The sequence below is a fragment of the Gemmobacter lanyuensis genome (genome assembly GCF_014652355.1).
Lineage (GTDB): Bacteria > Pseudomonadota > Alphaproteobacteria > Rhodobacterales > Rhodobacteraceae > Gemmobacter > Gemmobacter lanyuensis.
In genome coordinates, this window is sequence record NZ_BMYQ01000001.1 from 49,086 (window position 1) to 60,146 (window position 11,061).

Sequence of the window (11,061 nt, forward strand, 5' to 3'; positions counted from 1 at the left end):
ATGCCGTCTGAAAAGCCCTTCTCTGCCCTTGCCCTGACCGTGCTGACCGCCGGTGCCGACAGCTTTTCGGGGGGTCTTGGCGTGGATTTGATCGACGGTGGCGCGGGCGATGACACGCTCCGCGGCAGTGGCGGCAATGATGCGCTGATCGGCGGGGCGGGGCAGAACTATCTTGATGGCGGAGACGGCGATGATCTGCTGGCCGGGGGCGATGGCACCGACAGCCTGATCGGTGGGGCGGGGTTCGACATCGTCAGTTACGAAAGGTCCACAGCCGGGGTGATCGTGTCGCTGACCATCCGGTCGCTGCAACTGACGGTCGGGGCAGGGCGCGACCTGCTCAATGGTATCGAGGGGCTGATCGGCAGCGATTTCAACGACAGCCTCAAGGGGGATGCCGCCGCCAACGTGCTGATCGGGGGGAGTGGCGACGACTGGCTGATCGGCGGATCGGGCGACGATACGCTGAATGGCGGAATGGGGTCGGATTCGCTGGATGGCGGTGACGGGCGCGACACCGCGACCTATGCCGAGGTGACGGAAAACCTGACCCTGCGGCTTGGCCTGACCACCACGCAGAATACGGTCGGCGCGGGCTGGGACCGCCTGACCGGGATCGAGGTGCTGATTGCGGGCAGCGGGAATGACGGCCTGTCAGGCAGCGCCGAAGATGAACGGCTCGAGGGGCGCAGCGGCAATGACACCCTGAACGGGGGCGGGGGGGCCGATGCCCTTTTGGGCGGCGAGGGCAATGACACCTATGTCATCACCGCCGGGGGGGCTACGCTCTTTGAACGTGCGGACGAAGGGACCGATCTGGTCGAAACGCTGTACACGCATGTTCTGGCCGACAATTTTGAAAACCTGACCCTGCAGGGCGGCGCGCGGGCGAATGGCACGGGCAATGGTGCCGCCAATATCCTGACCGGCAACATGTCGGCCAATCTGCTGGCCGGGCGTGCCGGGGACGACCTTCTGACGGGCAGCGGCGGCAATGACTCGTTGCAGGGCGAGGCGGGCAATGACACGCTGGTCGGCGGCTATGGCAATGACCTGATGGACGGCGGAGAGGGCCGCGATACAGCCTCCTATGCCGGGGCGACCACGGCTGTTAACCTCAATCTGGCTGTGACGACGGGGCAGGCGCTCGGGGTGCTGGGCAGCGATCGTCTGGCGGGGATCGAGAACCTTGTGGGCGGCAATGCGGCGGACAGTCTGACCGGATCGACCGGGGACAATCAGCTTGAAGGCGGGGCCGGCGCCGATACCCTGCTGGGGTCTGCGGGCGCGGATACGCTCATGGGTGGTGCCGATGCTGACCGGCTGGACGGTGGGGCGGGGAATGACCTTCTGACCGGGGATGCCGGCGCCGATACCCTGATCGGGGGGGACGGGGCCAATACGCTTGAGGGCGGTCTGGGGCAGGACCTCGCGCTTTTTGGGGCTGCCTATGTCGAAGGCTGCGTGCAGTGGAACGTCGCCACGGATCGGCTGACCGTCACCACCGCCAGTGGCACCGACGTTCTGACCGGGATCGAAACCCTCAGCTTTGCGGGCGTGACCTATGCCGCCGACGAATTCCGCGCGGTGCGGCTGACCTCGGGCGGGGATCTGTTTGCAGGAACCAGCGCATCCGAACGGGTCATGGGATTTGCCGGGCGCGATACGCTGTCGGGGGCGGGCGGACATGACACGCTGGATGGCGGGCTCGACAACGACCGTCTTGCCGGGGACGCGGGCAACGACAGCCTTCTGGGCGACACGGGCGAGGACACGCTGACCGGCGGCGCGGGGGCCGATGTCCTGTCGGGGGGCAGCGGCAATGATCTGCTGGTGGCCGATGGCGGCGATGACACCATCCTTGGCGGCGCGGGCAGTGATACGCTCCAGCTCGACCTGAACCGGGCGGCGGCGGCAATCACCTATGCCGGGGGCGTCTATACGTTGACGGCCGCCGACCGCGTGCTGACCATCTCGGACGTGGAAACCTTCAGTTTTGCCGATGCCCCGGCCGTGAATGGCAAACCCGTTCTGGCCAGCCTGACCACCGCCGCCACGGCGGTCACGGAGGGGAACTCTGGCGTGACCGAGATCACCTTTACCCTGACGCTGGATCGCCCTGCGGACAGCACGCTGACCGTCGGCTATACTGTCAGCGACGGGGGGAGCGGCCTGACCGGCGCCGATTTCGCCACGGCAGGGTTGCAGGCCATGACCGATCTGCCGCAAGGCACCCTGACCATCGCCGCAGGGCAGCAAACGGCAAGCCTGACGTTGCGCATTGTAGGCGACCTTCTGTCCGAGAATGATGAAAGCCTGCGCCTCACGCTCAATGGCCTGGCATCGGGTCTGCTCTTCGTCAACCAAGAGCTTGCGGTCACCCTTCTGAATGACGATGCCACGCGCCTTGGGCCGGGCAATGACCTGTTCAGCGGGACGGCGGCGGCCGATCGCGTCGATGGCAACACGGGCGACGATACGTTGCTGGGGGCCGGCGGAGCCGATTGGCTGGCCGGAAGTGAAGGCGACGACAGCCTGAACGGGGGCGAGGGGAACGACACCCTCAACGGTGGCGATGGCGAGGATATCCTGATCGGCGGCAATGGCACCGATACGCTGACCTATGCGGATGCGGTGGGCAACGTCACGGTGACGCTCGCCCGCAGTTCGGCACAACTGACCGGCACCGCAGGCCGCGACCGCCTGTCGGGGTTCGAAACGCTGATTGGCGGTCAGGGCAATGACAGCCTGTCGGGCGACGAAGGCGCCAACCGGATTGAAGGCGGCATCGGTGCCGATACGCTGATCGGGGCCGGGGGCGCCGATACGCTGGTCGGTGGGGCGGGTGATGACGTGCTTCATGTCGCAGATGCCGCCGACCTTGTGGTCGAAGCCGCAGACGGGGGACGCGACCGCGTGGTCGCCAGTGTCAGCTACGTGCTGGTCGATGCGGTTGAAGACCTAGAACTTGCCGGCACCGCTGAAATCGACGGGACCGGCAATGCGCTCGACAATCTGCTGATCGGCAATCGCCGCGCCAATGTCATCATGGGGGGGCTTGGCACCGATACCCTCCGCGGGATGAACGGGGCCGACCGTCTGTTGGGCGATGCCGGGGCCGATACGCTGCAAGGGGGCGAGGGCAACGATACGCTGGACGGTGGCGCCGGGGCCGACCGGATGGAAGGCGGCGTCGGCAACGATGTCTACCTGCTGTCCGATGCGGATGATACGATCCTTGAACTTTTCGAAGGTGGCACCGATGAAATCCGCACCGCACTGGCCGTGGTGACGATGGCCGCGCAGGTCGAGACCCTGACCTATACCGGCAGCGCCGGTCTGAACGCGACAGGCAATGCGATCGGCAATCGCATGACCGGCGGCGACGGGCAGGATACGCTGTCGGGCCTCGACGGCGATGACACGCTGCGGGGCGCGCTCGGCGGTGACAGCCTGCTTGGCGGTCTGGGGGCCGATATCCTCAATGGCGGGGTGGATTCCGACAGTCTCTATGGCGGCAGTGGTGCGGACACCCTGCTGGGCGAGGATGGCGCCGACCTTTTGGCCGGGGGCAGTGGCAATGACCAGCTTTCCGGTGCAGCCGGGGACGATACGCTGACGGCCGACGGCGGCACCGATACGCTGGTGGGCGGGCAGGGGGGGGATAGCTTCCTTGTGACGCTGGCGGGTGCTGTCGGCGGTGTGTCTGACCTTGGCACGGGCGACGTGATCCAGATCACCGCGGGCACACTGGCCGCTGTCGATATCGCGACCTTCGTGGCGACTGCGGCCAGCAGCAATGCGGGCAACGCCTATCTTGCGACACGGGCCGCGGGCGGCCTGATCGACATGACGCTGGCGCAGGGGCCCACGGGCTATCGGCTGACGGGGGGGGCCGGGGTCGATACCCTGATCGGCAGCGCGGGGAATGACAGTCTCACGGGCGCCGCCGGGGCCGACAGCTTGCGCGGCAATGGCGGCGATGACACGCTTTGGGGCGGTCAGGGAGACGCGCTTTTGCAGGGCGACAGCGGGTCCGACACGTTGCGGCTTGAGGCTGATTTCACCGATGCGTCGGATGCACAGATCCAGGGGATCGAGACAGTGGTTCTGGGGGCGGCGGGCCTGACTGTCGCGCTGACCCGCCAATCCGAAGGCATGACGCTGCAATCCCATGCCGGGGGCGGTGCGATCACGGGCGGCGGCGGCGGCGATCTGATGCTGGGTGGCGCCGGGGCGGATCAACTGTCGGGCGGGGCCGGTGCTGACACGCTGCAAGGCGGCGGCGGGATCGACAGTCTGACCGGAGGCGAGGGCGCCGATACTTTTGTGTTTCTGGCCGCAACTGATGCGCCCCCCGGCGCCACACTGGACCAGATCGTCGATTTCGCGCCGGGCGACCGGATCGACCTGTCCGGCTTCGATGCCGACAGCACCCTGTCGGACCGTCAGTCCTTCATCTTTCTGGCTGGCGAGGCCTTTCCGGGGACGGCGGGCGAACCTGCCCCCGGATTGCTGCGGTGGGACAGCCTGCTTTCGGTGCTTGAGGGCGATGTGAACGGGGATGGCGCCGCAGATTTCGTTCTGCGTATCCGCGACGTTCAGGTACTGACGGACTCTGATATTATTCTGTAAATTCAAAGCGCTAGTTTTCATGACCTAGCGGAAACCCCCTCGGGTGCCCGGGGGTGGGTGGGGCACTGTCGGGAATTGTAGGGAGCGGTTCTAAAGCTGCCCGGAAAACAGCCGTTCCTGCGACTTAAGTTCGCAGTTTTTGTTTTCAGGATCGCCCATGCCCGAAACCCGCTCGTCCGACTTGAAGCCATCTGACATCAAACTTGCGACCGAGGTGATGCTCAAAGCTGGAATTGTCCTGTCGGTCCGTGCCGAAGATGGGACAATCCTGGCGGCAAATGCCGGGGCAGCCCAGCTTTTGGGGGCCGAGACAGAGATCGTCGGTCAGGGTCTGCCGGGCCTTTTCCGCGAGGGGGACTATGTTCTGGCCCGGTTGCAGGATGCGGCGACGGGGGCGCAAAGCCCGGTCGAGCTGAACGTCCATCTGCGCGATACGACAGGATTTGCAACCTTCCAATGCCTTGCCGCCTCGGGCGCCGAGGGCGGATCGGTTCTGCTGGTCGGGCGCGTGGTGCAATCCGACAGCGATCTTGTCGGGATGCTTGCTGCTGTGGAACGCGTGCAGGCGGTGATCGAATTCGAACCCGACGGGACCATCCTGCGGGCCAATTCCAATTTCCTGGGCCTGATGGGCTATGACGCGGCCGAGATCATCGGCCAGCATCACCGGATCTTCTGCCAGCCCGATTTTGCAGCCAGCGCCGAATACGTGGCCTTCTGGGAAGCCCTTGCTGCCGGCCAAACCCGCGATGGCGAATTCGAGCGGCTGACCAAAGCGCGTCAGTCCGTCTGGATACGGGCGAATTACAACCCCCTTTACGGGCCGGAGGGTCGCGTGCAGCGGGTGGTGAAATTCGCCATGGATGTGAGCGATCAGAAACGCCGCGCGTCCGAGGATGCGGGGCGTCTGGCCGCGCTCAGCCGATCCATGGCGACCATCGAATTCGACGTGAATGGCACCATTCTGGACGCGAATGAAAATTTCCTGTCGCTAATGGAATATGACCTTGATCAGGTCCGGGGGCAGCATCACCGCATCTTCATGGACCCTGCCGCCGCCGCCAGCCCCGATTACGCGGCCTTCTGGCAAAGGTTGGGCAGTGGCCAAGGCGATAGCGGCGAATACAAGCGCCTGAGCCGGTCAGGTCAGCCGGTTTGGATCCGCGCGACCTACAATCCTATCCCCGGCCCCGATGGCCGGGTGCGCCGGATTATCAAGGTCGCCTTGGACGTGACGCGCGAGCGGGTCGAAAGCAATCTGCTGCAGGGGCGCGTCGCGGCCCTGAACAACAGCCAGCTGGTCGCGGATTTCACCCCGGAGGGCCGGTTGCTTTGGGCCAACGAGATGTTCCTCGATTCCTGCGGGTATCGCCTGGACGAATTGGTTGGCCAGCCTTCGGCGATCTTCTGGAGCCGGGACGGCCAGGAAACCCCGGTTTATCGGCAGTTCTGGGAAAAGTTGCGCTCGGGTCTGCCGATGACGGGGGAATTCCGCCGCTTTGGCAAGAATGGGTATGAACACTTTCTGCAGGCCACCTATACCCCCGTCACGGATCTGGACGGTCGACTGACCCGCGTGGTCATGCTGGCGCAGGACATTACCGATGCAAAGCGCCGCACGGTTGAATTCGAGGCCAAGCTGACCGCGCTGGACCGGGCGCAGGCCGTGATCGAATTCGACATGGAGGGCCGCGTTCTGGGGGCCAACCAGAATTTCCTGGGGCTGATGGAATATACCGCCGACCAGATCATCGGCCAGCATCACCGCATCTTCTGTGACCCGAGGGATGCCGAATCCGAACCCTACAGGATGTTCTGGCAAAAGCTGGGTCGCGGGGAATTCGATCAGGGCATCTACAACCGTGTCACCAGATCCGGGCGCGAGGTGACGATCCAGGCCACCTACAACCCCATCTTCGATCTCGACGGTCGGCCGGTGAAGGTGGTGAAATTTGCAACCGATGTCACGCTCCAGCGCCGTCGCAATGCCGAATTCGAAAGCAAGTTCCGCGCGATCGATCGGGCGCAGGGCGTGATCGAATTCACGCTTGACGGGGAAATCGTTTCGGCCAACGAAAACTTCCTGCGGCTGACCGGCTATTCGCTGCGCGAAATCCGGGGCCAGCACCATTCGCTGTTCTGCACCGCCGATCATGTAAAATCGCAGGAATACCGGGATTTCTGGATTGCCCTCGGCAAGGGGGAAAACCAGGCCGGGCGGTTCCATCGGGTGGGCAAGTTCGAACGCGACATCTGGATCCAGGCGACCTATTCGCCACTTCTGGATGCCAAGGGCACACCGATCGGTGTCATCAAATATGCCCATGACATCACGGACCAGATGAAGCTGGAACAGCTGATCCGCGAGAAATCGGAGGCCATGTCGGCCATCGTCACGCAGCTGAGCCAGTCGATCCACAGCATCAACGGTGCGACGGAACAGGCCCTCGGGCTTTCGGGGGAAACCAAGAAGAACGCCTCTGACGGGTTCGAGACGCTCGACAAGGCCATCGGCGCGATCGAGCTGATTTCACGGTCCTCGTCCGAAATCTCGGACATGGTGCGCGTGATCAGCGACATTGCCAACCAGACGAACCTGCTTGCCTTCAACGCGGCCATCGAGGCGGCAAGGGCGGGGGAATATGGCGTGGGCTTTTCCGTGGTGGCCGATGAGGTGCGCAAGCTTGCCGAACGCAGCTCTGCCGCCGCGATGCAAATCACACGGCTGATCGGGGAAAGCGCGTCGCGCGTCAACATGGGGACGGAACGGTCGCAGGCCGCGCGGCAGGCCTTCGTGCGGATCGTGGACAGCGTGGACCATACCGCCGGGGCCATCGGGTCGATCTCGGCCTCGGCCGGGCAGCAAGAGGGCGTCACGCAAGAGGTGGTGAAACTGATTTCTGATCTGGCCAAGGTCACGCGGAGCCATTGAGGATGGATGGCTTTTCTCCTGCTCCGTCCGTGACCGAGGTGCCGGAGACCGCCGAGCGTCCCACGTCCATGGCCCTTGTGGATCTGGGCGCGCGCACCGTGGGCATCGCCGTGTCGCATCTGCGAGAGGTCATGGCCATGCCCGCGCGGTTGGAGCCCTTGCCCTCATCCGTGACGGGGGTTGCAGGCTGCGTGGTGCTGCGTGGGCAGGTGATCCCGGTTGTCGATCTTGCGGCCATGATCGGTGACAGCCCTGCGCTGGACGGGGGCAAGGCACGGATCGTGGTGATCCTCTGCCTTCAGGATCAGCTGTTCGGGATCTGCGCCGCCGCGGCCAACCGCATCGTGCCCGCGCAGGATATCCGGCCCCAGCCGATCCGCAATGCCGCGACGGGGCTGCGCGAAACCCTGTTGGCGACCTTCGCCCTGATCGGGGCCGAGGTGATCCCCATCCTTGATGTCCCGGCGTTGGCCGGTCTGGGCTTGCCGCTCAGTCGCGATGATCGCGTGACCACCAGCAGCTTTGACCGGACCGACCAGTTCCTGCTGTTCGAAATGGCGGGCATCAGTTTTGCCCTGCCCATCATCGAGATCGAGGCCACCGTTCCCGAAACCGAGATCGAGCGGAAGGGCATGGATTCTCGCTATTGCGACGGGACGCTACGTCGGCTGGGCCGCGAAATCGCGGTGGTTGATGCAGTGCGTCTCGCGGGTCTTGCGCCGGGCAATCCGCGCCAGGGCCGTTCGTCGGCGGTGGTGCTGCGGCTTGAAGGCGAACGGCGCATCGCCCTGCGGGCCGACCGGATCTATGACATCACGCATATCCGGCAGGGCGATATCGCACCGCTGCCCCGTCTGGTCTGCACCCGGCCCGAGCTGTTTTCCGGTGTCGTCCCGCGAGAGGAGGGCAGCGCCTATTTTCTGCTGAACCACGCTGCCCTGCGCGCAGATCCGGCGCTGCTCGCGCTGGGGGCGACGGCGATGGTGTCCACCGCGGATGCCGATCTGGCGGGGCGGGCCGCGCGGGCGGCCGCCTTGCGCAGCGATCTGGCGCTGCTGATGCGGGCGGGTGAGGATTTTGCCCTGCCTGCAACCGAGGTGCGGGAAATCCTGCCGATGCAGGCTGCGCATCACCCCTCGGGGCGGTTGGGCCATCTGGGCAATGTCAGCCACCGCAAGCGGCTTTTGCCGATCTTTTCGCTGGCCGAGCTGCAGGGCCTGCCGCCCACGACCTTCGATCACCGCGCGGCGGTGGTGGTCACGCGGGTCGACGGGGATGATATCGGCCTTGCGGTCGAGGCGCTGATCGCCGTCGAACATGTGGGATCTTACGGCGGCAAAACGGGCCCCAGCCGCAACTTCGTCTATCGCAAGATGGCGGCGGATCAAGGGTTGCTGCGCCTGTTACGGATCGAGGAGCTTCCGCTGGGCCGCTGATCGCCGCCCCCGATCAAGCTGCGCCGATCCCCCGCAGGATCATGGACTTGACGCTGTCCTTCGCCGCCTGCCATTGCAGATCGTCAAGAGGTCGCCCCCCATTCAGCGTCTCGATCTGATGGCCGAAATCGGCGTAATGCTGCGTCGTGGCCCAAAGCATGTAGAGCAGGTGTTCCGGATCGACCGGCGCCATCTTGCCTTCGTCGATCCAGCGCTGGATCAGGGCTGCACGCCCCCGTGTCCAGTCGCGCAGCGTCGTTTCCAGATAGTCCTGAATGACCGGGGCGCCGTGCATCACCTCGGACGCCCAGACCTTGGAGCCATTGGGGTGACGGCGCGAGATTTCCATCTTCGCCTCGATATAGGCGCCGATCCCCTCGGCCGGGTCATCGGCCCCGTCCATGCTGTCGGCGGCGTGAAGCCAGATCTCAAAGATGTTCTGCACGACGCGGCGGTAGAGTTCTTCCTTGGTTGCGAAATAATAGTGCAGATTTGCCTTGGGCAGCCCCGCCACATCGGCAATCAGCTGCATCGTGGCCCCGCCAAACCCCGCTTCCGCAAAGACTTTTTCCGCTGCCTGCAAAATGAGCGTTTCATTCTGCGCGCGGATTTCGTTGCGCTTGGAGGGGCGGGGGGTATCTGTCATCGAACCGGGGGCCCTTTGTGGCACTGGAAAATTTTGTTGACCGGATAGTCAGCTTCTATAGCCTCTCTCCTTGACCATATGGTCAGGAAAAGATTCGCCGCAAGACCTGCCAGAATAGGCATGGGCCACGAAGGCCCGACAAGGGCAGCGGCCACAGGGAGAGCAAGCTGATGCCAGCACCCGGAGAGAACCTTCGTATCAATTCCGCACGGCTGTGGGACAGCCTGATGGAGATGGCGCAGATCGGCCCCGGCGTCGCGGGTGGCTGCAACCGCCAGACCCTGACCGATGCCGACAATGAGGGGCGCCACGTTTTCCGCCGCTGGTGCGAAGCCGCGGGCATGACCATGGGCGTGGACAGCATGGGCAACATGTTCTTCACCCGCCCGGGCGAAGACCCCGAGGCGCTGCCCGTTTATATGGGCAGCCATCTGGACACCCAGCCCACCGGCGGCAAATTCGACGGGGTGCTGGGGGTTCTGGGTGCTTTGGAGGTCGTGCGGTCGATGAATGACCTTGGCATCCGCACCCGCCACCCGATCGTGGTGACGAACTGGACCAATGAGGAAGGCGCGCGCTTTGCCCCGGCCATGCTGGCCAGCGGTGTCTTCGCGGGCATCCATACCGAAGATTACGCGAAATCGCGCAGCGATCTGGACGGCAAGCTTTTTGGGGCGGAGCTGGAGCGCATCGGCTGGGTCGGTAATGAGAAGGTCGGCGCGCGCAAGATGAGGGCCATGTTCGAGCTGCATATCGAGCAAGGCCCCATCCTTGAGGCCGAGGGCAAGACCATCGGCGTTGTGACGCATGGGCAGGGCCTCTGGTGGCTGGAAATCACCCTGACCGGCAAGGACGCCCATACCGGCAGCACGCCCATGAACATGCGCGTCAACGCGGGGCTTGGCATGGCCCGCATCACCGAGCGGGTGCATCAGATTGCCATGAGCCATCAGCCCGATGCCGTGGGCGCGGTGGGGCAGGTCAAGGTCTTTCCGAATTCGCGCAATGTGATCCCGGGCAAGGTGGTGTTCACGGTCGATATCCGCAGCCCGGAACAGGCCAAACTGGATGCGATGAAGGCCGAGGTGATCCGCGCGGCCCATGCCGTCGCGGCGGAACTGGGCCTGGGCTGCGGCATCGAGGAGGTGGGGCATTTCGACCCCGTGACCTTTGCGCCCGAGCTGGTATCGATCGTGCGCGCCAAGGCCGAGGCGCTTGGCTACAGCCACCGCGACATCGTGTCGGGTGCGGGCCATGATGCCTGCTGGATCAACCGCGTGGCCCCCACAACCATGATCATGTGCCCCTGTGTGGATGGTCTGAGCCATAACGAGGCCGAAGAGATTTCACCCGAATGGGCGGCGGCGGGGACGGATGTCCTGTTGCATGCGGTGCTTGAGGTGGCCGGCGTG

General features: G+C 64.7%; 5 protein-coding genes. 4 read left to right on the plus strand and 1 reads right to left on the minus strand.

What is annotated here, in order from left to right; all coding sequences use genetic code 11:
• From IE101_RS00250 to IE101_RS00260, 3 genes are all read left to right on the plus strand, one after another.
• Window positions 1-4,635 (plus strand): beta strand repeat-containing protein, encoded by a 4,635-nt coding sequence (locus IE101_RS00250; RefSeq protein WP_189631808.1) that lies wholly within the window; start codon window positions 1-3, stop codon window positions 4,633-4,635.
• 157 nt (window positions 4,636-4,792) lie between these two features.
• Window positions 4,793-7,567 carry a methyl-accepting chemotaxis protein gene (locus IE101_RS00255; protein ID WP_189631809.1) on the plus strand — a complete coding sequence of 925 codons (2,775 nt, stop codon included), beginning with the start codon at window positions 4,793-4,795 and terminating at the stop codon, window positions 7,565-7,567.
• A 2-nt stretch (window positions 7,568-7,569) separates the two neighbouring features.
• Window positions 7,570-9,003 carry a chemotaxis protein CheW gene (locus IE101_RS00260; protein WP_189631810.1) on the plus strand — a complete coding sequence of 478 codons (1,434 nt, stop codon included), beginning with the start codon at window positions 7,570-7,572 and terminating at the stop codon, window positions 9,001-9,003.
• Window positions 9,004-9,016: 13 nt separating this feature from the next.
• On the opposite strand, the gene IE101_RS00265 is transcribed toward IE101_RS00260, so the two are convergent.
• Window positions 9,017-9,649 (minus strand): TetR/AcrR family transcriptional regulator, encoded by a 633-nt coding sequence (locus tag IE101_RS00265; RefSeq protein ID WP_189631811.1) that lies wholly within the window; start codon window positions 9,647-9,649, stop codon window positions 9,017-9,019.
• Between the two features lie 170 nt (window positions 9,650-9,819).
• Between IE101_RS00265 and IE101_RS00270 the strand changes: the two genes are divergently transcribed.
• Window positions 9,820-11,061: Zn-dependent hydrolase (locus tag IE101_RS00270; protein WP_189631812.1), on the plus strand; the 1,242-nt coding region annotated here is incomplete at its 3' end.